Annotated in this window: 21 protein-coding genes and 1 pseudogene; 12 read left to right on the forward strand and 10 right to left on the reverse strand. The window is 43.5% G+C overall.

Going from position 1 to position 21,513, the window contains the following annotated elements; all coding sequences use genetic code 11:
- Positions 1–89 precede the first annotated feature (89 nt).
- Entirely contained in the window at positions 90–305 is a 216-nt protein-coding gene (locus QUA57_RS21910; RefSeq protein WP_333251331.1) for a hypothetical protein, read from the forward strand.
- Between the two features lie 376 nt (positions 306–681).
- Here QUA57_RS21910 and QUA57_RS21915 read toward each other — a convergent pair whose 3' ends face one another.
- From QUA57_RS21915 to iscB, 4 genes and pseudogenes are all read right to left on the reverse strand, one after another.
- On the reverse strand, positions 682–1,191 hold the full coding sequence (locus QUA57_RS21915) for a type IV pilin-like G/H family protein (RefSeq protein ID WP_333063580.1): 510 nt from the start codon (positions 1,189–1,191) through the stop codon (positions 682–684).
- Positions 1,192–1,604: 413 nt separating this feature from the next.
- Positions 1,605–1,949: a hypothetical protein gene (locus QUA57_RS21920; RefSeq protein WP_333063579.1), complete on the reverse strand. Its 345-nt coding sequence runs from the start codon at positions 1,947–1,949 to the stop codon at positions 1,605–1,607.
- Positions 1,950–2,033: 84 nt separating this feature from the next.
- Complete coding sequence (locus QUA57_RS21925) at positions 2,034–2,462, reverse strand: hypothetical protein (protein ID WP_333063578.1); 429 nt, start codon at positions 2,460–2,462, stop codon at positions 2,034–2,036.
- Between the two features lie 32 nt (positions 2,463–2,494).
- Positions 2,495–3,787, reverse strand: a pseudogene (iscB, locus tag QUA57_RS21930) (RNA-guided endonuclease IscB).
- Positions 3,788–4,276: 489 nt separating this feature from the next.
- On the opposite strand from iscB, the gene QUA57_RS21935 reads away from it, so the two are divergent.
- The 6 genes from QUA57_RS21935 (at position 4,277) to QUA57_RS21960 (ending at position 9,576) form a co-directional block, all read left to right on the forward strand.
- Positions 4,277–4,663 (forward strand): hypothetical protein, encoded by a 387-nt coding sequence (locus QUA57_RS21935; RefSeq protein ID WP_333063577.1) that lies wholly within the window; start codon positions 4,277–4,279, stop codon positions 4,661–4,663.
- A 303-nt stretch (positions 4,664–4,966) separates the two neighbouring features.
- A complete protein-coding gene (locus tag QUA57_RS21940) occupies positions 4,967–5,929 on the forward strand; it encodes a ParM/StbA family protein (protein ID WP_333063575.1) in 963 nt (320 codons plus the stop codon).
- A 45-nt stretch (positions 5,930–5,974) separates the two neighbouring features.
- Positions 5,975–6,631, forward strand: a complete 657-nt coding sequence (locus QUA57_RS21945) for a hypothetical protein (RefSeq protein WP_333063574.1) — start codon at positions 5,975–5,977, stop codon at positions 6,629–6,631.
- A complete protein-coding gene (locus QUA57_RS21950) occupies positions 6,624–7,136 on the forward strand; it encodes a hypothetical protein (RefSeq protein WP_333063573.1) in 513 nt (170 codons plus the stop codon). Before QUA57_RS21945 ends, QUA57_RS21950 begins: the two co-directional genes overlap by 8 nt.
- A 43-nt stretch (positions 7,137–7,179) precedes the next feature.
- A complete protein-coding gene (locus tag QUA57_RS21955) occupies positions 7,180–7,977 on the forward strand; it encodes a mobilization protein MobD-like protein (RefSeq protein WP_333063572.1) in 798 nt (265 codons plus the stop codon).
- A 477-nt stretch (positions 7,978–8,454) separates the two neighbouring features.
- Complete coding sequence (locus QUA57_RS21960) at positions 8,455–9,576, forward strand: DUF6753 family protein (protein ID WP_333063571.1); 1,122 nt, start codon at positions 8,455–8,457, stop codon at positions 9,574–9,576.
- Positions 9,577–9,764: 188 nt separating this feature from the next.
- Here QUA57_RS21960 and ltrA read toward each other — a convergent pair whose 3' ends face one another.
- Positions 9,765–11,495: a group II intron reverse transcriptase/maturase gene (ltrA, locus tag QUA57_RS21965; RefSeq protein WP_333063569.1), complete on the reverse strand. Its 1,731-nt coding sequence runs from the start codon at positions 11,493–11,495 to the stop codon at positions 9,765–9,767.
- Between the two features lie 601 nt (positions 11,496–12,096).
- Complete coding sequence (locus QUA57_RS21970; protein ID WP_333063567.1) at positions 12,097–13,542, reverse strand: transposase; 1,446 nt, start codon at positions 13,540–13,542, stop codon at positions 12,097–12,099.
- Between the two features lie 279 nt (positions 13,543–13,821).
- Here QUA57_RS21970 and QUA57_RS21975 point away from each other — a divergent pair, with 279 nt between their 5' ends.
- A complete protein-coding gene (locus tag QUA57_RS21975) occupies positions 13,822–14,244 on the forward strand; it encodes a hypothetical protein (RefSeq protein WP_333063565.1) in 423 nt (140 codons plus the stop codon).
- Here the strand turns inward: QUA57_RS21975 and QUA57_RS21980 are convergent.
- Positions 14,186–15,415, reverse strand: coding sequence for a hypothetical protein (locus tag QUA57_RS21980; protein WP_333063564.1), 1,230 nt, complete (start codon positions 15,413–15,415; stop codon positions 14,186–14,188). The two genes, QUA57_RS21975 and QUA57_RS21980, sit on opposite strands and share 59 nt — an antisense overlap.
- A gap of 178 nt (positions 15,416–15,593) precedes the next feature.
- Here QUA57_RS21980 and QUA57_RS21985 point away from each other — a divergent pair, with 178 nt between their 5' ends.
- The 3 genes from QUA57_RS21985 to QUA57_RS21995 all read left to right on the forward strand — a co-directional run bounded on the left by QUA57_RS21985 (position 15,594) and on the right by QUA57_RS21995 (position 16,733).
- Positions 15,594–15,827, forward strand: coding sequence for a hypothetical protein (locus QUA57_RS21985; RefSeq protein WP_194012320.1), 234 nt, complete (start codon positions 15,594–15,596; stop codon positions 15,825–15,827).
- Between the two features lie 152 nt (positions 15,828–15,979).
- The gene (locus QUA57_RS21990; protein ID WP_333063563.1) at positions 15,980–16,600 is read left to right on the forward strand and encodes a Uma2 family endonuclease; all 621 of its coding nucleotides are present in this window, start codon (positions 15,980–15,982) and stop codon (positions 16,598–16,600) included.
- The gene (locus QUA57_RS21995) at positions 16,587–16,733 is read left to right on the forward strand and encodes a hypothetical protein (RefSeq protein ID WP_333063562.1); all 147 of its coding nucleotides are present in this window, start codon (positions 16,587–16,589) and stop codon (positions 16,731–16,733) included. The genes QUA57_RS21990 and QUA57_RS21995 overlap by 14 nt, the downstream gene beginning before the upstream one ends.
- Positions 16,734–16,842: 109 nt before the next feature.
- On the opposite strand, the gene QUA57_RS22000 is transcribed toward QUA57_RS21995, so the two are convergent.
- The 3 genes from QUA57_RS22000 to QUA57_RS22010 form a co-directional block, all read right to left on the reverse strand.
- The gene (locus QUA57_RS22000; RefSeq protein WP_333063561.1) at positions 16,843–17,364 is read right to left on the reverse strand and encodes a hypothetical protein; all 522 of its coding nucleotides are present in this window, start codon (positions 17,362–17,364) and stop codon (positions 16,843–16,845) included.
- Positions 17,365–17,877: 513 nt separating this feature from the next.
- Entirely contained in the window at positions 17,878–18,237 is a 360-nt protein-coding gene (locus tag QUA57_RS22005) for a hypothetical protein (protein WP_015179737.1), read from the reverse strand.
- Between the two features lie 282 nt (positions 18,238–18,519).
- Positions 18,520–19,251 carry a hypothetical protein gene (locus tag QUA57_RS22010; RefSeq protein WP_333063560.1) on the reverse strand — a complete coding sequence of 244 codons (732 nt, stop codon included), beginning with the start codon at positions 19,249–19,251 and terminating at the stop codon, positions 18,520–18,522.
- A gap of 162 nt (positions 19,252–19,413) precedes the next feature.
- Between QUA57_RS22010 and QUA57_RS22015 the strand changes: the two genes are divergently transcribed.
- Positions 19,414–21,087, forward strand: coding sequence for an AAA family ATPase (locus QUA57_RS22015; RefSeq protein WP_333063559.1), 1,674 nt, complete (start codon positions 19,414–19,416; stop codon positions 21,085–21,087).
- The last annotated feature ends 426 nt before the right edge of the window (positions 21,088–21,513 follow it).

The following is a 21,513-nucleotide window of genomic DNA, read 5'->3' on the forward strand; positions in this document are numbered from 1 at the left end:
TAAAGATGAGAACGGTGGCTTTCAGAAGAACCAGAGCCACCGCGCCGTCCGAGAATGAGGATGAAAAATAAAACCTATCCACTCCTTAAATGAACAGTGAACGATTAAAGGACTTTCGTCAAGCAGCATACAATTTATTAGTGAAAGCTCTCCTCTGCAACATTCGAGCTCATGGATTCAGTGATGACTACAAGGAATGCGTCATGTTTAGCGGAATTTTCGCTCAATCCATTATTCAATCGTCAGCGATCAACCTAGAGATGGCAATGGGTGGAGCCATATTTTTTAAGCAGCACCAGTTTTAGTTCGAGGGGCAACATCTAAGTCTCGCAAATAATTTCTAGACATCTTGTGTTGTGTTGTGTATTGTAGAAGGGTTCCCACTGGTTGGGGACACTAATTTAATGAAAGCTCTCCTAGCTAAAAAAAGGAACATACCTTATTGGCGCCCTTACTTGTTAGGGACACTAATTGGCTAGAAACTTTCGCGGCCTAAAAGGGAAATTCCTGATGGGCATCTCTACTCGTTAGGGAAAAAATAAAGGGAAAAGCTCGGATAGCCTATGTGGCAGTCTGGGCTTTTCGGTTTTTGCTCACTGGCGGAAAGTTAGGCGCTCGATGAGATGAGCTAGGTAGGGAGTGTTTTTATGCAGGTAAAGCTTTTTGTAGTGAGTGCCTCAGCTATCTTGAGTATGTACCTGTAGCACAAGCAATATTACCATTTTGATAGGTCGGTTCTGGCGGTTTAATTGTACCGACAGCATCATTTTTGCACACTATAGATGTGGTCATTATCTTACTTTTAGATGGATTGGCTTTAACTTTGGGGACAGGGATTACAAACACACCGCCAACAAAGCTTCTATAATTTTTTTGCTTTGAGATTGCATAATTAAAGGTTGCCTGTTTTGTGACTAAAAAGGAATATGTATAATTTTTGGGGTCAACATTAATGTCAACTTTTAGAGGCTTGAGAGAAGTGGTAAAAGCACTTTCTTTGGCAAAATGGGCTTCCTGGCGTTGGTTGTAGTTTCTAACATACTCTTGGACCATTCCTTCCCTTACGTACCTAACTCTACTCATAAATGTCGTTACAATTCCCCAACCAAAATATCCAATCACCATCCAAACACATAAATTTCCCACATTTTTAATTAAAAAAGTAGCTAATTGAGAATTTTGTTGCCTCATTGTTTTGTATCCTGTGTTTCTGCTGTAAGGACTTTAGTTTGGTTGCACAAGTTCAGTAATGTAATCGGCTATTGAGAAATGAAGCAGAGAGCGCCTCTTACATTGCACTTTTAGCCATTATCGGGTGGGGGAAGTGGCGGTAGGGTTTTGTAGGGCTTGATTCTGCGTTGTGGTAATTCGACTCATCATTAAGAAATTGTGCCATGATTCTACCAAACCCATAAGGCAAAAAACGCTCACGGACAAGAAAAACTTGATATCCCAAACCTTACAACTCGTCAACCGCACTACTGACCCGAATATACTGGCGCACTAGGGAAAAATTAGCGATCGTTGATCGTTTCTTTACCTGGACTCACCGCATCTCCGTGAATAGCTGATGCGACCCCGTGGCTAAATCGGTTTTGGAAATATTAGCCATTCAGGAAAGCTTGGACATCAAATAAACTGAGTTGCCCCACACTTGTACTTAGGGCTTTGCATCTTCGGTTCGGCTTTGATAACCCATTACGCCAACCCGGATAGGATGTGGCTGGCCATCCCGTGCTGATGAAAGAGGGAATCTTAGCAACTTCTTGGAGCCATATCTTGTAGGGCGTGTATTGTCTAAAACCGAAGGGAAAACGCTCCTTTGATATCCATTTCTTAGCGCTTTTCCCTTCTATTGGTTCTCCCATGAGCAAGCATTGAGCTTCGTACTCTAACAGAGCGTTGGCAATGCTACGAATTGCTTTATCCCTCCAAGTAAATTCTTTCATGGGTTAACTCCGCGTTTGCTACACTATGGGTGTTTTGTACCCATGCCGGGGCTGTAATATCGAGACTTCTCCGGCATAGATAATTTAGTTGCTCTCTAATTGCTGGTGGTATTTCCTAGTTTCCGAGATTCTACGCTTGAGGGTGTCTAATGCCCTCACCGCTGTCCAATTACCCCGATTAGCTAATTGGATATATTGCTGTATCAATTCTCCGGTGATTTGTTGGTCTAGCCACTGCACCAATTCTGCGGTTGCTTGGCGCGCTTGGGGATTGGTGTTGCCGAACATCTCGAACATTCCCAAACGCTGCATTTGCTCTAAGGTCATACTTTCCACCGCTTTCACGGCTTCTTCCAACTCTTGGGCGGTCAACTGGGACGGCTCATGGGGAGGCTGCTGTAACAGAAAATAATCGATTTCTTTGTACACACCGACATACATTTTATGGCGAACAGTGTCGCATAAAATTGCGTGTTCGGGCAATTCATAAAATTCTCCAAAACGGAAACCCATCGCCTTGAGGCATGGGAGGAGTTTTTGCGACTTTAGTCGCAGTGAGTCTTCGAGAAAGAATAGCTATAGCCATCCTTTCGGTGAACAATTTGGCAGTATTTGTAACCAATTCCCTGAACCAATTCAGATGCAGAAATATTAAACGAGCCACTTGTTCTAACAGCAACACGACCCACATAAGTGCCGATTTTCTTTCCACTGGTTACAACCGCCTTCACAATGTCGCCAGTTTGAAAACCTTTGACAAACTTGTTGCGAGGAGTGTACCGGGATGGAAAGCCAAATTTATCAGTTCGGCACATTTGGCGCGTACCGTGTCCAGTTGCTTTAATTAACAAAGGTTAATTTGTCAAAACCTCCAAAGACTCAATATGCCCAACACAAGCCGCATCAATCCAGTGAGATTTAGCTAATCCCAGTCGAGTGCGATTAAACTTGGTTAATCCACCAGAGGCAGTCGATACAGGTAAACCCATCTCTTTGAGCCGATTCAGTAAAGCCCAACGGGTTGAATTAACTACTGCCGCATCCCTAAGAGGACGTTTCGCTTGGGCAAGTATCCGCTTGAGAACATCTGGCTTTTTAACCAGGAACCTCTCAATATCTTGAGTACCTTTCTTGATATTGCACTTCTCACAAGCAAGGCAAAGATTAGAGATGCGGTTAGTACCACCTTTAGCTTTGGGATGGATATGCTCAACTTGCAACGGCACGTTTTCGATACCACAATAAGCACATTTTCTATCCCATTTGTCAAGCAAATACTGCCGCACTTCATAACCAAGCAAAGTGCCTTGTTGATACTCAACACCAGAGATTTCTGGGTTTTCTAATTGTTGCAAATCAAACCGTACCAACTCTTGAACAATTGAACCAACTGGTGCAAATCTAATTAGTTTTGCCACCCAAGTCATTATTGTTTCAACTCGATGCTGCAAAGATGGCGCTAGCCATCCCTTCGGTTTAGTCCGGTTTAGAAACCTTGCTGGACGATAACGAGTATGTCTGTTTCTACGACCGCGCCGTAGAGAGCGACGAGATTCAAGACTAGCTTTAATTGCTTGACCCCGATGGGCTAATTCTGCGCCAAACAGCACCCTAGAGCCTTGCAATAAAGCGATTCCGCTTGTTTTGGAGCCTGGGTCTAACTTAAGAGTTAGTTGCTCTGGTGTGACCTCATTCTTTGAAACCTTGAGCATAATGGTAAATGGGTATCTGCGGAAAACCGCAGCTTTACCAGAGGTTAACAACCGTCTTGCTACCGAGGGGTGGCAAGGAGTTAAAGGTTGTTTGTTAATGTCGATAACGAATACGAAATTTGACATTTCTGCCACTCCATTTCTGGGTAAATTTAGCTTCGCCAATGTTTAGTGAGCTTTTTAGACTTGCAGCACTGCGTCAGTGACCTTAACGCTTTTTAACTGCAAATGACAGAGCGGAAAACTAGCTTCGCATTCTCCGGTGTCTTGACTCACAAAACGTAGTCTGAGGACTAAGGCTGGTCAGTACGGCTTGCAATTTCTTACAAGCCCATCCCCTTCGGGGGTGGGTTACTGACCACAGATTAGGTCTATCGCGAGATCTGGAAATTGATTCCGGACATATTCTATGAACGCAGGTTCACCTGCAATGCCCACTCGGTTTTGCAAATCTGCCAGTTCCAACTTTTTTTCTACTTCCAACCGGTGGATTCCTGTTGAATTAATCAAAGCGTAGAGCATAGCTTACTCCCTATTTTTTACACCCTAGCGGTAGCCCTTTAATTTAAATTATTTGTATATTTAAAATTACTCTTGATATTAAGTTGATTTAGTATGACACCAACTCAACTAGACCAGAGAACAATACCGAGACACAAAGCCGCTCTCAAGCGCAATGAATTAAGCTTACCTATGGCTGCTACTATTGATGGGGGGATACTCCAACACCACCACACACACTTGGATTATGGATGTGGTCGTGGGGATGATGTCCGCTTCCTCCAAGCAATGGGTTTTCGCTCCCGGGGTTACGACCCTTACTACTTTCCCCGAATCAAAAAAGCGGCTGATATTGTCACCCTGATTTATGTCCTCAGCACTATTGAAACTCTCATGGTTCGGTATGAAGCGCTCATCTCTGCTTACCACTTAACCCGCCAAACTCGGGTGGTTAGTGCTATCACGCCCGCGATCGACCAATCATGCGGGTATTGCTTATAACGATGGCGTAATTACCAAGTGGGGTACGTTAGAGAAGTGCTACTCCCACACCGAACTCAAACACTTTATTGAAAATACTTTGGGCGTACCTGCTCGGTATCTCACTCACAATACCTACACCATTTCTCACAACTCTAAAGCTCTTTCCCTGATAATCTACCCAATATTTTTTCCTTGCAAGGCAGCCTGTACCCGCCATTTGGAGGGGGCTATTTTAACTATCTAAAACCACCGAATTTGGTGAGGTCAGACTTAAACTGAAGCCAATACTATCATTTTATAACGTAATAAAAGCCAGCGTTTATGAAGAAAAAATCCTCAATACCAGATGCGATTCTGGCTATAGATTTTGGCGGCTTATCTACTAGAGTTTTCTGCCAAAGCTCGCAAGCAGGCAGTAAAGCAAACTCCTTTGTAATGGAATCGCAGGTGGGGCCAGTGAGCCAAGACATAGCCAATTGTTTCACACAACCCAACCTCGCATCAGCATCTCCCGAAAATATTGCTTGGGTGGCAATTGGTAATGAATGCCGAGCCGTTGGCTACCTGGCAGCATCGCAATTCAATGCTCACATCGGTTTAGCGGGACTGAAGTACAGTAGCGCTTTGTACAAAGCTCTAGCAGCTTTGTGGGTAGTGTCGCGGAAGTTAGATTTAGGCAATCAATTTAGCGCTGCGATCTCCGTTTTCTTGCCCCCAGGCGAATTTAATGACTCCAAGCAATTTTTTGAGCTATTAAGTCAATACTCTGCTTCATTTGAAACACCCACCGGCAAGCTCTCCGTCACCCTGGACAAAACCCAAGCTTTGCAAGAAGGTGGCGGCATTGCTTTGATCCACAACAGCAATTTAGGTTCAGCCTTCAAGCAGCGGGTAACTGCCTTTGTTATGGTAGGATTTCGCAATGCTTCGGTAATAGTTTCGGCACGCGGTGCTGTCGGTAAGGGCAAAACTTCAGACTTAGGAATGGTAAGGTTGGTGGATCTAGTTCAAGAGCGAACCTCTAACTACGATGCTTCCCGTTTGGCTTTATCAATCGCTCAAGCGGGCGTAAGCTACAACCGCCCTTACTTTTACCGAATTGCTCGGAATCGAGAGGAGACAGCGAAAGATCGAGAAGTAGACCAATTGATTGAAGCAGTCAAGCTGTCTCGCTTTGACTACGCTCGAATGCTATCTCATTGGATTAATGAAGTGCTGCCGCCCGATTTAGATGAAATTGTATTTTGCGGGGGTACTTCTGAATATATGAAGCCAGAACTGTGAAATCAGTTTTCTCATTACTCGCTGTCTTGGCACGCAGGTATAACAGTGCCAAAAACACTCGATCCTGATGGTTTAGGTTGCCGCGTAGCTGATGTTTACGGACTATTTTCTTACTTCAAATCTCAGTTTGAGGTACTGAGGCAAAAGTCTGTTGCGACAACTTCTCAGAAGGCAGAAGATACAACTTCCAGTTCAGGAGATGCTCCAGTCCCTACGACTGATATACAGAGTGTAAAAGAATGTGCTGAACAATCTACCAAGCCAAAATCTGAACAATCTACCAAGCCAAAATCTGAACAACCTACTCACCCAAAATCCGAGCCACCTACTAAATTAAAACTTGAGCAATTTACTCACGCTAAATCCGAGCAATCTACTGAACAAAAAATTGAGGAATCTACTGAACAAAAGACTGAAGATATTACTGAACCAAAAATTGAAGAACCCGCTGAACCAAAAATTGAGGAACCCACTGAACAAAACACTGAAGATATTACTGAACAAAACACTGAAATTTGCGCTCAACAAAAGGCTAATTCAAGTATCAAAGATAGCTGCTTAGATGATTCTAATAAATTGAGTGATGAGTCGTCGTCCAATACAGAACCTTCATTAGAGGAATCAGAAGCAAACTTAGATGCAGCTCTCTTATTGGGAGGGCCCTACCGAGGTGCTGGAAAGAAGGTGAGGAATTATGCCTAGAAAACGTTACAAGGAATTTTGCTGGCGCTGTCAAGTTTTGCCAGATTCCGAAGACGCTATCTTGCTATCTTACCTGCAAAATCATCCTTTTTTTAGTTTCCAGGAAACGATTTTACCTCTAATCAAAGCGCGGTGGCTGTTAGCATCATTACGCAATAGCGGTAGTCATTCTAGTACAGAGTTAGAGTATTTGAGGCGAGAAAGCATTAATTTTTTGCTCAGGCAGATAGATGAAGTTTGCCGAGATGCGGGATTTAACTGTACCGATTTAGGAGCAATTGCCCCTGGTATTTCTTCGGGTTTAATTCCTTTAGCTACTTTCCCTCACTTATCGAATCCAGGTGCATCTATTGCTGCAGAATTAACTGCCTCTGAGAGTTCAAAGTCAGCAAGTTTGCCCGAAGAAAAAGAAGCAGAGGAATTTTCGGGAGAAGTTGAGTTTGAAAACAGCGCATTTAACTTAGCTGGTTTCGATCCGGCAATGGTCGGGCCTAGCTTTAGTTAAAAATTATTAAGTCTTAAATAGACATCCAGCAAGGAGGAATAAAATGACTAACATGATTCACTTAGTTGACGGCGAGAAAGGTGGCGTTGGCAAGTCGATGCTAACTCGGATTCTGGTTGAATTCAATCAGAAGTATGAACTGCTGTACACGTTAATTGATGGCGATTTTCAAAATCCTGATGTGCAGCAGCGCTATCCTGAACACAATGCAAAAATCGTAGCTTTAGTTGAAGATGAAGAGAAGTTTTTCGATATCGATATTATTTTTGAAACAGCAGTAGAAACTCCTGTAATTGTCAATTTACCCGCTCGGGTTTACAGCATTATCAACAAATGGATTGACGAAGCTAATTTAACCTCTCCTGATTTTAAAGAGCAGTCAGGAGTTGATGTATGCAAGTGGTTTATTTGCGGTGGCACGACGGACAGCATTGAAATGTTTATTGACTCTTTCAACTACTTTGAAGGTCAGCTCAATCACATTTTTGTCCGCAATTTTGGAGTTTGCAAAGATTGGTCGCACGTACAAAGCCATAAGGAAATGAACAAGCTCATTAATAATTACCGAATTCCTGTGGTAGATTTGCCAGCTCTGAGTGCAAGAGAGCGCAAGTTTATTGATACGAAGCGGTTGTCATTTTCTCAAGCAATGAAACACTCTGAATTCTTCTTGATTAGTCAGCAGCGATTGCATACTTTTCTGGAAGACTGTTTCCGTCTGATAGAAGATGTAGGTTTGTTTAACAACGCACCCAATCGCAATAAAAAAGAAGTCATCGCGCCCTATGAACGAAAAAAAAATGAGGAAATGCCAATAGAAAATGAGCAACAAAATAAGTAACAAAATAAGCAACAGGTGGTAAAGTCTCAGGAGGCTGTAATTTGTAAAAAAGGTATCGTAAGCTTTTAAGAATCTAAATTAAGGCTTACGCACACACTCTACTGATAGGGTGTGCCGAAACCAGCCCGCTGGCTGAGTGCAATCAACGCAGTTGTGTTATCCAACGCCTGGGATCTTAGCAATAAACAACGTTTATTGCGTTTAAACTCTGAAAATAAGAAGATTGATCGATCGCCCGCTACGAGATTTCCAGGGTTTCAAAAACTTCTTCACCACTGGGCCAGCGGCCTAGGTGTGCCGAAACACATCTTAATACTACAGATAGTGTCTAAACCGATAATTTGCGGGTATTCCTGTAAATTTTACACTTAAAGGGTGAGGAACTCGTTAGGAAACGGACAAAATATGAGTTCAGACTATTGAATGCGCGATGCCGAACAGCCTAAAGATTAGGATTTTGATTAGATAGGAGGTTAAATGTCCGATCGACTTTTAGAAGAACTTTCCGAAGTTGACTCTGAAGAGTTTGGCGAGATATTGGAAACGCCAAGGGAACAGGGCAGACTTAATAATACCAAAAATAATTCCATACAATCCGCTGAAAATTCGCAAAGTTTGCCCGATTCTCTAGATACATTCCCAGAAGATGCAGTAGAAGAAAAGTTGAAATCAGATGGGAGTAAGCTAAATGAAGAGGAGTTTTGGGAACTCATAGACGATGATTCGAGGGAAAGAGAAGCTCTGAACCGAGATCCTTTATCTGCCCCTCCCATGTACGAGAGAGATACTGAGTCACTAATCAGCCAGGTACTCAAGAGCAAAGACTCCAAATTTCGCTCTCACGTCATTCAGACAGCTTACCGATACGGCCTCAATAAAAATGACCCACTTTTTATCGTATTGCTGGCGACAGGTCAACTCGAACTGCTGTTAGAAAAAAAACCGCAAGAGATTGACCAGTTTTTCAAGAATTGGCAATCTCAATGGCAAGGTGATTTGAAAGATTCTCAAGCTGTCATCTCTCAAGAATTGGAACAAGTTCGCCAGCTTACTGAAAATTGGGAAAAAGAAAGCAGAGAGTTTTTAGAGCGGCAGGGAAAAGCGGCTGTTAAGGTGCAACATCGCCACATTTCTAACTCAGTTTACACCCTAGTGCGACAAGCAGCTTTAGAGAAAGTTGCTCACGATATTTGGTCGGTAATTTTTGGGAGCGGGGTAGTGTTAGGGGCAATGGCGATCGGCGCTTTTATCGGGTTAGCGCTGCCCCGGTTCATTCCACCGCCTGAAATCGACCCAAAAGGGCCGCGCCAGCTCACTTTAGAACAAGCCGTAGCGCTCGAATGGGGGCTGAGCAAAGAGGGTCAGTTTGCTCGCAAGAACGCGGATACAATTCAGTGGGCAACAAGCAATGAAGGGAAATATGCTCGCCAATTTATGAGCTGGAATCAAGCTTTGTTGAGCGAGAAAGGGGGCAAAAAACTGTGTGAAACTGAGATAAATCGATTGGGGGTGACGCTGACAGTAGAAGGTAAACCTGCACAAAAAGGATTTTGTACTTTGTGGATTCGCTCCCCTCAAGAACGAGAGTTTGTTCCTTGAGGGCAAATACTAAAGTCTTGAGTGGGATGTAAATAAGTTAGCGTGAACTAACCTGACGGTCAACTGGGTTAGAGTCGATAGGAGCGTTACCACTCCTACCTCTCCTTCAGAACGGAACGTGATACTTTCGCATCATTCCGCTCCTTGATAATTCCACCTTTGTTATAGGTACGATTCAAGACCAATTATCAGGTTTTAACACTTTCTTTAGAGTGCATTGACCCGTCTGTTGCTGTCTTTGTGTCGTGGCAGTGTTTATGCAAAAGTTGTAGGTTGTCATAGGTGTCTTTTCCACCTAACGAGGTCGGTTTAGTATGGTCAACTTCTACAATGTCTGTACTGGTAAAATACAAACCGCAGTGAGGACAAATACCCTTTTGACGTTTGATTAATGTTGCAACCCTGGTAGGAGTTTCTGGGTATTCACCTCTACGCTTGCTCCAATAAGTCCAGTTTCCATCAAAGGGACTAGCAACACCCTTTACTTTGATATGCCTTACGATTGGCGTATCTGAATGTTGTTTTAATTCCAATCCATTTTCGGTACCGAAACACCAGTTACGGTCGCCTACTGTTCGCCAGTATTTGTCCTTGTTGATGCCCCCTTTTCCCCTCCTTGTTGCCCAGGCTCTCAACTTATCATAGGTTAGTCTGTCAACCCTTGTATAGGTATCCTTACTAACGACGGTTGAGTAATAATTTGACCACCCCTTGATGATTGGGTTGAGCTTGCCAATTAAGGCAGCTTGAGGGGCGGTTTTATGGGTATCTATTACTTCAGCAATCTTGACTAGATGAGCTTTTACCTTTTGTTTTGAGGGTGTGATTATTGTGTTAAAACCTAATGGGATTCCTTTTGATGAATTGGCGCTACGGTAGTTTCCTACTTTGTACTGTTGTATGTGGAATCCTAAGAACTCAAACCCAACACTTCCATTTATTTCATTAAGGGTGTGAGTTAATTTTGTTTTACTCGGTTTTAATTCCAGTCCCATGTCACTTAACCAGTTTGCGATTATCTCCTGACATTTCTTGACTACGTTCAAATCCTCATGGATTATTACAAAGTCATCAGCATAACGGATTAGGCTTAGTGTGTCTCTTCTCTGGGATTTTTTTAATTTCAATCCTCCGGGAGAATGTATTTCTAAGGTTTCCGCGTACTGCTTTACTCTTTCTTCCATCCCATGTAAGGCAATGTTCGCAAGTAGAGGAGAAATTACCCCGCCTTGTGGTGTACCTTCATTAGTAGGGAATAAAGAACCCTCGACACCATACCCTGCCTTGAGCCATGCTTTAATTTGACGGTTTAAGGTGGGGTATGTACTTATTTTTGAGATTAAAGCTTTGTGGTTTATACGGTCGAAACACTTCGATATGTCAGAATCTAGCACATATTTGGCTTTTTGATTGATGCTGGTAAATATTGCCTCTATCGCATCGTGACAAGAACGCCCCGGTCTAAAACCGTGCGAGTTTGGCTCGAATTTAGCCTCCCACTCAGGTTCTAACGCTAGTTTTACTAACGCTTGCAAGGCACGGTCGTTTATTGTGGGTATTCCTAATGGACGTTTTTCATTCGTACCATATTTGGGAATCATCACCCTTCGAGTGGGTTTTGATTTTCCGGTAAGTTTCAAACGATTTACCAATTTTATACGATGCTTTGGGGACAACGATTTAATCCCGTCAACTCCAGCCGTATTTTTTCCTTGGTTATCCTGTGTTACCCTACGAACCGCGATACACTTGGCAGACCAAGACCTAATCAGGGTCTTTTGTAGTTTGCGAACTGCTTTAACATCACCACGCTCACTCGCTTGATAGATTCGTTTTTGCAACTTGAAAGTTACCCGTTCTAGCTTGCGCCAATTCAGGTTTTTCCATTCCACCGTCAGATTATTCTGCGTATTAGACATATATATTGCTACTAGGACTCTATCTTTGGAATTACCGTGTATCTGTCAGCATATCTTTGTCATTACAACATAGCATTCGCTTTTGATACAATCCCTCTCTCTTAAATCATTCGTTAGCTACTTACTGGTTATCGACCTTACCAGAGACTTAAGAGAGTTACTTCGTTCCGATTACACATTGTTAAAGTCTTTAGCGCGATGCTCTCCACCGGGTTTATTGGGCGGTGCTTATAAGTCGGCTATACAACCGCTTATGCCCTATCCTTGCCTTTTGGCTTGGTGTTAATCGGTCTTTACCGTGTTTTTCAACGGGTTTATCCTGATTTCAGCCATTACACCATTGCTCTTCACGATGGTTCAAACACATCTTTGCTTTCGCTACACATGGACTTTTTACTCGACAGTTACCGGGTTGGCTCCTAGTAGTTCTGCCTTTTACCCCCGCTTTAGCCTGCTAGTTGCTACCCAACAAACTAGGGGATATGTTTTCACCTCAGCACTTGAGGGGTAGGATTTGGGCTAAGCCCGCACCTACAAGTGTAATCAGTTATCACCAGTCTTATCAACTAGGTTAACCGTCCCGTAAGCTTTTAAGCCTACTTTAGGTTAAACGAATCGCACGTACAGTTAGACCGCAGGCTTCTTTTTCCTTTTTTTCAAAGGCTTTTTTGAGTGACGGAGTTCCCCCGCCACTTTCGTAATTAAGACCAATCTTTCTAATAAGTTTGGCTGAGTTTTCATCTCGATCCAAAGACTCTCCACACTGACAAGAATGCCACCGTTCCGACAATTCTTTCGGGACTTTGTTGAGGCAGTTCCCGCAATGCTGGGAAGTTCCTCTTGGAGAGACACAGAAAATGCTTTTACCCAATTTCCAGGCGACATATTTTAGGACGCTGGCGAATTGCCCATGAGCAGCATCAAGCATGGATTTATTCAAGCCACTTTTAGCTGACTGACCGTTCGGCAAATAAACCAAATTACCATTCTCAATATCAGTTTTAGGCTTGGCACGTCTAGTCAGATTTTTAACACTCAAATCTTCAACAACTAAAACATTACACTTGCTAAATAGCTCATGTGCCGTTTTAAATTGAAAATCTAATCGGAATCTAGCCACGAACTGATGGAGTTTAGAAACCTTGTCCTTGATAATCTTCCAAGGCTTAGAACCCTTTATTCTACCAGCTAATTTCGCTTGAAGCATTGCTAATTTTTCAGCCGACTTCCTCAAGAATCTAGGGTTTTCCACTCTTTCACCATTAGAAAGATAGACGTAATTAGTGATTCCCAAATCTATACCAACAGTATTTTCTTCAGTCGGTTGAATTTCTGCAACCGTTACGGGAACCGTCTTATCTTCTAGCGTCAAGGAAATGTACCACCCATCCGCTTCTCTGATAACACTGCCCGTCTTAACTTTGAACCCTGTTGGTATTGAGCGATGGAACACCATCGGCACTTGACCTATCTTTGCTAGGTCAATACAAATTCTGTTTTGTTCATCCTTAACAATGTGTAAATTATCTAGTTGAGGGTATGTGAAAGACTTGTAGTAGTGAAGACCCTTGAACTTGGGCTTACCTCTACGATTGCCATTCTTGTCGGGCGTAGTAAAGTTTGAAAAAGAAGTTTCAACTCTGTTGACGACATCTTGCAAAACCTGAGAATCCAACACTTTGTAATCAGGAAACAGTTTTTTTGTGTTTTTTAGGTCAGCCAGTTGTATCGTCTGCCACTGTACAAATCCGCCTTCAATGTTCGAGAAAACATCACCTTTCCTAGTCAAAGGATTGCCTGATTTATCCTTTTTCCTGCCGTCTCTAGTTTGGACTCTCGTCAAAGGAATATTTTTATAAATCTCCTCAATTGGGACTATCGAAACAATCAAGGGGCAGGCATTGATGGGCGTTCTCGTGGCTTCCCACCATCTAAATCTTTCACCGAGTCGGTAGTTGTACTGTCGGCGACAAAGTTCTAAGTGAGTCACTATCGTCGTTAGTTGGGCTTTTGTGGGTTTGAGGCGGTATTTGTAAGTTAGTTGCATTTCTAAACTTCCTATTTTCGACCTTTGCATAGTATAATTTATGTACGTTTAAAATGCAACATCAAATTACTATTTGAGCACTGGAAAGAACATCGAAAATCAAGATACTCCCGAAGATTGATTCATAGTAGGCAAGTCTAATTGTCGGCTTCCGTTCCTCCATCCGACGAGCCTTTCATCACGCTCGGTAATTCCCAACGGGGTACTTCGCAGCGCTCAGATATGTCCCCTGTGAATATACCGAGGGACTTCCCGGCTGGTAGTTAACAGGAGAAATTTATGATTACCAATTTGAACAATCAGCCGTTACCTGACCAAAATCAGAAGCAAGTGCAGTCGCAAATATCGGGTGTTTTAGTTGCACTAGACGACCCATTCGATAAGATGGTTTGGGATTACTGTTTGAGTCAAACATACCCAATATCGGAACAGATTAAGATTGTGCTGAGTGCTTTCTGGGGGCCGTTTGCTGCTAAAAATGCTAGCAAGTCTCCCGAGCGAGTGCGAGCAATAGCTTGTTATTCACTGCAACAATTAGCAGCTCAACAAAAATTGATTGACTCAGTGTTTGAACTGTCAAGTGAATCAACTAAAATTTCCGAAGTTATTGCTGTTCCCAAAAGGAAAAATAGTTGCAAGGTACTCAATCAAGCTTGTGTTTGTTCTCAATCTGTTCTAAATACTGCAATTCGGTGGGAGTAAGAGCCGTTGTTCTTTCTAACAAGTTCAGAATTTCGACTTCAAACGGATCTAGATTTCCTAATTTGTGAAGTCGGTCAGTGCGATCGCAAATTTCTTGAAGTCCGGGTTGATTTTCGAGCGGTACAGCAGTAAGAGCCGAGTGTTTGAAGGTATGCAAATTCATGGCAAGAGTAGGGATGTGCCGCATCCACACGGTAGCCGTTTTCTCGCCCACTGACTGAATGCGCCCCAACCGACCGTTAACGTCCTGGCGATCGGGCGCGTACACTTCCACCAAGGAACCAATTTTGAGCGTCAGGTGGTGGGCGATCTTAGGTTCGCCTTCAGGTTTTACTTTTTTGTCGCGCCCCTGTAAAGTTTTGGCAACCTGAGCCGGATTGCTGCGAGTGTCGTTTGCCAAAGCGATGACCTGCTTCTTGGTCAGCCCAGCAGAGCGATTCAGTATTTTCCACTTCACTTCGTCCCCTCCAATAGAACTGAGAGCATCCACCGCTCGAGTAAACTTGGCATCCCGGTAAATCGTTCGGGGGGAAGCTTTGAACCGTTCTCCCAACTCTCGTGCTGTTTTGTCTGTCAAGCTGCCATTTTGACAGCTTGCTCCTTCTGGCATTGTTTTGTCTGTCAAGTGGTCATTTTGACAGCTTGCCTCATCTGGCATTGTTTTGTCTGTCAAGCTGCCATTTTGACAGCTTGCTCTATCTGGCGATATTTTGTCTGTCAAACTGTCATTTTGACAGTTTGCCGAACGCTTGCCCCCGTGAGATTCCTTGGTCAGCTCGTACCAGGTGCCGCGCAGGTAGCTAACGGATTCTGGCGTCAAGCTGCGCCGTCCCAGTTGGTTGGCGATCGTCCAGACCTTGACTGCATTCCGACTGTCAAAAGACATCTCTACAATTTTGTATGGTATGCCGTGCGCGGTACAGATGGCGAACCTGTTGTGGCCGTCGATGAGAAGCTTTTCCTCGGCCCAGACTACTAACGGATCGCGGCATCCTTCCTCCAGAATGCTCGCTTGCAGGGCGGCTTTTTCGTCTTTACTCAGGGGAGGAATGAGAGATTGAAATTCGGGGTCGATTCGCAGTTGTTTCGCAGCACAAAAGGTACACCCTCCAATACCCCCCGGCAAAACAATTAACGCTTGCGGCTCCCGATCGTCTGCTTCTGATTGCATTTGACGCATTCCTGGCGAGTTTGTTGAATGCAAGGCTCGCCCGCGCTCGACCGCAACCGGAGTAGGGGAGTCAGCGCGGGCAGGAATTTTCTTGAACTATTCAACACTAACATAGTTATCGTCGAGAAGCCTCCAGAAAATGCGAAAATAGTAAAAAAAAGGAAATGCTATCGACGCTATGTCACCCAGGAAAGGAATTCACCCCCATCCCAACTCACTAGCCAACCTCAACCGCTCTGGGGGACAACCCCGCTATGAAGAACCCAAGAAGCAAAGAAATATCCAGGTAACGTCGGTGGGATGGGAGGGAATTCGCGCGATCGCCATTGAACGCGGATTGAGCCTCAACGAGTTGATAGAACAGATTGGCAGGGGTCTAATTCCCCTTGGCAATGGTGAAAAAAGTAACTAATCGCCAGATATGGAAAGGGAGGTTAGATAAAAAATTTTTTCTATCAACTCGTTACTAGAAGTTTTATTGATAGTAATGACGGGTTTTTTATCTGTGAAAACTTGTGAAAAATTACGGTTTTGTGCCGTATAAATGTATCAGGAAAAAATATAATGGTTCAATCACCTCCAAAACTTATAACTGTCGATGAATTTATTACAAACTACGGCGACAGCGATTGCTACGAACTGATTGATGGTGAATTAACCGAAATGGAACCAACAGGGCCGCACGAACAAGTATCCGGTTTTCTGGGACGAAAACTGAATGTAGAAATTGACCGCCTGGATCTACCCTACCTTATCCCCCCTCGCTGTCTCATCAAACTATTAGGAACAGCAACAGCCTTTCGCCCCGATGTGCTTGTATTAGACGAAACTCGACTAATTAATGAACCTTTGTGGCAACAAGAACCTGTAATTACATCAGGTTCCTCAATTAAACTGATTGCTGAAGTCGTTAGCACCAACTGGCAAAACGATTACGCTCGCAAAGTTGAAGATTACGCCCTGCTTGGAGTGCCTGAGTATTGGATTGTTGACTATTTGGGCATTGGTGGCAGAGAATATATTGGCAAACCCAAACAGCCGACAGTTACAATTTGTACGCTGCGAGAAGACGAGTATCAAAAACAGTTGTTTCAAAATGACGATCTGCTTATTTCATCAATCTTTCCTGACTTGCAATTAACCGCACAAAAAATCTTCGCTGCCGGCAGATATGCTGCTATGTAGCTTATATCCAGGTAACGTCGGTAGGATGGAGGAAATTGGTGCAATCGCAATTGAACGGGGATTGAGTCTCAACGAGTTGAGCGAACAGATTGGCAAGGGTCTGATTCCCCTTGGCGCTGAAGAAAGTAACTAATAGCTTGGTCAGGAAAAGGAGGGTGCATTCAAAAAAACTTTCTATCAAATCGTTACCATAAGTTGTTTTGAAATAAAAGACTAATTGGCTTGTTGATTCCCCAAGCGTGCTAACTAACTCTCAAAATTTGCTCAATTAGGGAGACAACTTGCTGCGGTCGATGCTCAAAGTGCTTCTTAATTTGAAATTTTAACGAATCGGCTGGCACATCTTTTTTGTTGAGTTTAAGGCGAATATGCTCACTTCGTGGGAGAGTGAAATTGAGCGCTCGAATAACGGTGCGGCATTGTCGAAGAGTGAGGCTATCGACTTGAATGAAGGGTAGATTAAATGTGTCGGTATCGAGTTGAATATTAGAAGCAAATTCGGCTTTAAGTTGTAGCGAAGAGGTGAGGCGCTGTTCTTCTGTGGGTTCTGGAGTTGCTGCCGATTCGGCAACAGCAGGAAAGGAAGCAATTTCATTGAGAAGAGGCACAAAATCGGGGGCAAGTTCTGCTGAGAGTTTTTCAGAAGGATTCATCCGCTTCGATGCTAACAGCGTAGCGAGATAGTGAACAATTAAGCCACCATAACCAAAAATTACCACAATTTCAATTGTGAGGGTGAGAAAATGCTGAATATGTTCGTACATGATTATAATTTGCAAGTGGAACATCTCTCAAACGCGCTCGCGTTTAATACAGCGTATCCCCGGTTTATGAAATGCAGCTTTAGACACGGCATTGCCTTGTCCCTACGGGGATTAATCTATCTGGGGTATACTTCATAAACTTGCAATATGCTGTATCAAAGCCTTTTAACAAAAACAGTCATTTAATTTATTGCCAAACGGTTTTACGCTGACTTATTGAGCAACCTACATTCTCGGATAAAACCAATTAACCATAACTTACGGTTTGTAACTGTGTTGCAAAGGTTTGAGATTATTCGCATTACTGGCGGAAGCTTTCCTACGCTCGAGGGTAAACTCCGTCAAGGGTTCAGAATGACATAATCAAGTTATTACTCCATAAGCGCTATTAACTAAATCTTTCTGAGAATGCGATCATAAATGTCGCAAATCGAACTGATGCGGTGGGTGGGCGGGCAAATAAAATCCTGCTCCAAGCAGGATTTTCCCCCCTTTATCGGGGGTCGTCATTGATTATTTGACAAAATCATCAATCTCTTCATTATCGTCAGTTGCCTTTTTCTTATGAGAAGCTTTGACTGCCGATTCGATATAACGGAAGTGCAAGTCAATCACTGCTTGCTCAGATGAAAGCCAGTAAACGTTGCTCAAGATTTCTTCAAGCATCTCGTCAGCCGAGTAGCCTTCATATTGCTTGTTAAACCAAGTATTGAACGCTTCCCAGTCAAGAGCTTTACCTTTCTGCAACTGTCGTTGTTTGGCACGTCCCGTTAACTCGCGGGCAACGTGCAAAAACATCTCGAAGCGCTGTTCTTCAAGAGTTTCTGCAAATTGCTTTTGCATCGGAGTTGGAGCGGATTTGCGATTAGCCATGATTAACCCTCAAGCGTGTTTTTTTTCACAACTAAAGCGACGGCAGTCTGCTAATTACAATTAATTCAAAAAAAATAGGGGTGGGTGAGTGGGTAAAATTAAATTCACAATCAAGGTCAAAATTTCCTTGATTGTGAATTTGTTGGGTCTGCTTCTCAGAGCGTCCTGATTCGGACGGTGGCGACAATCATTATCCAGCATCGCGATTCGTGGAAAAGGCCTCGATAGAGGCAAAAAAATGCTCTGCTTTTTCAGCAGAGCTTTCTAATCAAACTTTAGCAATTATTCGTCGTCTTCCTCAAATTCTTCGTCTTCGTCTAAACTAAAATCATCCTCCTCATCGTCATCATCCTCATCCTCGTCCTCATCGCTTTCGGAGTCTTTGTCATCCTCATCAATTTCATCGAGTATGTCATCAATTTCATCATCTTCATCATCGAGTTCGTCGTCGTCATCGAGTTCTTCAGTATCTTCTTCAGAGGATTTAGCTAACTCGTTGCGACGCTTTAAGCTTTGAGCATTGAACTCCATTAAATCGGCAATGGCAGCTTGTGGGTTGTCAGCAATTGTATCGTAAAGTTGGCTCATCGCTAAGGCAACAACTTCGACATCATACTTGAGTTCATCGGGTCGGCCAACTAGCTTGGGAAACACAGTATTGTTCCACTCTTGCCAGTCGAATTTTTTACCATTGCCATTGCCGTTGCGCTTGTTCAACTGAGCTTGAATATCCAATCCCAGTTTTTCGCGAATTGCGTGGCCAACCTTTGTCGAAATACGGCTATCGCGACGCTGAATTGTCACACCGTACTTCTTATGAATTGTATTGCGAATCTGTTTGACTAGCTCGCCAGCAAGTTGCTCGGAGCTGAGGTTAGGTTGAGGTTTTGATTTGGCTCCATTGTTACTGCCGACAGTTTGACTGTTCTGTTTTTCGGGCGGTTTAGATTTAGCAGGCACTGGTGACTGAGAGCGAATGGGAGTGGCTGCGGTTTGTTTTTTAGTTGTAGCCATGATTGACAATTTAAGTTGCATAACATCAATTAATGAGTGCCGTTAGGCACAATTACCCCCTCCAGTTGAGGGGGAGTATTTCGCTCATTAGCAGGAAGCTAAATTTTAATTATGTTAGTTAAATTTTTATGTTAAACATCCTCTATTTAGATGTATAAATTCATGAAACTTTTCACTGCGTGGTCTAATTTAAGAGCGACTCAAACTCCCATATTTGCCCTCGAATATTACAGTGCAGATCGTCAAAAAATCTTGTCATCATTTCATCAGTACGCCAGTGAGTGTTGTTTACCTGTTTATTATTGGAATCCTGGCTATGAAACTCTTCAACAGGTGCGGTGTTTGGATAAACATCTCCCGAAATTAGGTTTTCATTCTGATATGGCAAACGTTTCCGATATTTCGGACATGTATAATAGTGAATACGTCTTATGTAAAACTGAGCTATCTGTCGAGAGTGATGTCCTGCAATTTCTGCTGGAAAATGACTGCCCCGGTATCTTTTTGTTAGAGGACATTTTGGAGTCAGACAGTACCGAACAGCCTCTTGTCCGACGTTATTCTCAATTGGCTAACGCATTCTTTGAGCTGAAAGGGCGTTGGGCCGACCAATATTGGGTACTGCTGGGCGAGTACATCCAATTGCCATCAAAGCTAAGTCCATTAATTCCTCTACTCAAATGTCCGTTACCCGATCGTTTTGAAGTCGAAGTTCTTGTAGATAATTTTTGCGATCGCAATTGTTCCCTTGATTGGGGTTCGGATGCGGTAGCTGCTAAAAAACGGCTGGCTGTTTCTAGTCTAGGGCTACCAACTGCTGAAATTGAATTGGTGTTAGAACGATCGCTCTCTATGACCGCTTCAGTTGTCCATATCGCACAGTTGGTATTAGAGCATAAAATATCGCAACTTCGAGACCAGGGGTTGGAGTTCATTGCTTCTCCAGACGTGCCTCATGCTGGCGGTTTAGATTTATTAGACGCTTATTTGAGCGAAGTCGTAAAGCTGTCAGAAGCTGATGCCAAAAAATATCACCTCAGACCTCCCAAAGGAATGCTGCTGTGGGGGCCGCCGGGGACTGGCAAAAGTTTGAGTGCAAAGCTAGCTGCTAAGAAGCTAGGTTATGCGCTTTTAGCAGCAAGTTGGGGCAATATTCTAGGTTCCTCTAATCCCGATCGCGCTCTCAACAAAATGCTGGATACAGCCGATAATTTGGGCGGCTGCGTGCTGTTCTTTGACGATTTTGACAAGGGTTTTTCTGGCTGGGAATCAAATGCTGATGGCGGTGCAGCTAGGCGACTGTCGCATAAATTGCTCACATGGATGCAGGAGCATGAAAGCCCCGTGTTAATGTTAGCTACTGTAAACCGCTTAGAAATGCTGCCGGCTGAACTTATCCGCAGATTTGACGACGGCGGAATCTGGTTTGTGGATTTGCCACACAGCGGCGCTCGCTATGAGATTTTCAATTTGCACTTAGCTAAGTATTTCCCAGAGCAGTTTGGGGAAGGAAAAGAGAATCTTTGGAGCGACAGACAGTGGTATTCGCTACTATCTGATTATGCCGGAGCAACGAGTGCTGAAATTGCGATCGCAGTTAAACGCTGTGCCCAGCGAGCTTATTGTGAAGGGCGACCTGGTAAAATTGAATTGGCCGATCTGCGTTATCAGAGAACTCAGTTTGTGCTGTCGTCTGAGCGTTCTTCTGAAGATATCCAGGGGATTCGGAATAAAGCGTCCTTTGCTCGGCCTGCTTCTGGGAGGGATGGGTCTAAATTTGCGGCGGCAGAGCAAGAATTATTCGAGTATCGACCACCTGCTTACGACAAAAGTTGAGTGCATGATAAACAACAATAGCATGGGTTTGTTGGTGAGCCAAAAAGTTTTGACTGTTGATAGAATTAGCGCAAAAGTTTTATGGCACTTTCTATAGCAGGACTTACGCCCTACGCCGCGAGATCGCTGTCAGACAAACTCCCAGCGCGAGATACAGGAAAGTAAACAAGGTAAATCGTTTCATTTTTTGCAAATAAAGCTCAGCGATAATCTATTCCTGTGTGGCTGACATAACTCAGCCGATGAACAACAATTAGTCCACATGCAGCACAGCCTTACCTGAAAATCTGCGCCCGATCAAATCAGCCGCTGTTACGCCTGCTTCACGCCATGAAACTGCTCGATCGATGTCAATACGGTTCAGTTAAGAGCTATGCAGTGCTTAAAACAATAAATACAGGAGGATTCATTATTATTCCAGTACCT

This window comes from Microcoleus sp. Pol7_B2, assembly GCF_036701035.1.
In the GTDB taxonomy this organism is placed as follows: domain Bacteria; phylum Cyanobacteriota; class Cyanobacteriia; order Cyanobacteriales; family Microcoleaceae; genus Microcoleus.

Coding starts and splice junctions, on each gene's coding strand:
- QUA57_RS21910 (WP_333251331.1), top strand. CDS start 90: ATGAACAGTGAACGATTAAAGGACTTTCGTCAAGCAGCATACAATTTA.
- QUA57_RS21915 (WP_333063580.1), bottom strand. CDS start 1,191: ATGAGGCAACAAAATTCTCAATTAGCTACTTTTTTAATTAAAAATGTG.
- QUA57_RS21920 (WP_333063579.1), bottom strand. CDS start 1,949: ATGAAAGAATTTACTTGGAGGGATAAAGCAATTCGTAGCATTGCCAAC.
- QUA57_RS21925 (WP_333063578.1), bottom strand. CDS start 2,462: ATGGGTTTCCGTTTTGGAGAATTTTATGAATTGCCCGAACACGCAATT.
- QUA57_RS21935 (WP_333063577.1), top strand. CDS start 4,277: ATGACACCAACTCAACTAGACCAGAGAACAATACCGAGACACAAAGCC.
- QUA57_RS21940 (WP_333063575.1), top strand. CDS start 4,967: ATGAAGAAAAAATCCTCAATACCAGATGCGATTCTGGCTATAGATTTT.
- QUA57_RS21950 (WP_333063573.1), top strand. CDS start 6,624: ATGCCTAGAAAACGTTACAAGGAATTTTGCTGGCGCTGTCAAGTTTTG.
- QUA57_RS21955 (WP_333063572.1), top strand. CDS start 7,180: ATGACTAACATGATTCACTTAGTTGACGGCGAGAAAGGTGGCGTTGGC.
- QUA57_RS21960 (WP_333063571.1), top strand. CDS start 8,455: ATGTCCGATCGACTTTTAGAAGAACTTTCCGAAGTTGACTCTGAAGAG.
- ltrA (WP_333063569.1), bottom strand. CDS start 11,495: ATGTCTAATACGCAGAATAATCTGACGGTGGAATGGAAAAACCTGAAT.
- QUA57_RS21970 (WP_333063567.1), bottom strand. CDS start 13,542: ATGCAACTAACTTACAAATACCGCCTCAAACCCACAAAAGCCCAACTA.
- QUA57_RS21975 (WP_333063565.1), top strand. CDS start 13,822: ATGATTACCAATTTGAACAATCAGCCGTTACCTGACCAAAATCAGAAG.
- QUA57_RS21980 (WP_333063564.1), bottom strand. CDS start 15,415: ATGCAATCAGAAGCAGACGATCGGGAGCCGCAAGCGTTAATTGTTTTG.
- QUA57_RS21985 (WP_194012320.1), top strand. CDS start 15,594: ATGTCACCCAGGAAAGGAATTCACCCCCATCCCAACTCACTAGCCAAC.
- QUA57_RS21990 (WP_333063563.1), top strand. CDS start 15,980: ATGGTTCAATCACCTCCAAAACTTATAACTGTCGATGAATTTATTACA.
- QUA57_RS21995 (WP_333063562.1), top strand. CDS start 16,587: ATGCTGCTATGTAGCTTATATCCAGGTAACGTCGGTAGGATGGAGGAA.
- QUA57_RS22000 (WP_333063561.1), bottom strand. CDS start 17,364: ATGTACGAACATATTCAGCATTTTCTCACCCTCACAATTGAAATTGTG.
- QUA57_RS22005 (WP_015179737.1), bottom strand. CDS start 18,237: ATGGCTAATCGCAAATCCGCTCCAACTCCGATGCAAAAGCAATTTGCA.
- QUA57_RS22010 (WP_333063560.1), bottom strand. CDS start 19,251: ATGGCTACAACTAAAAAACAAACCGCAGCCACTCCCATTCGCTCTCAG.
- QUA57_RS22015 (WP_333063559.1), top strand. CDS start 19,414: ATGAAACTTTTCACTGCGTGGTCTAATTTAAGAGCGACTCAAACTCCC.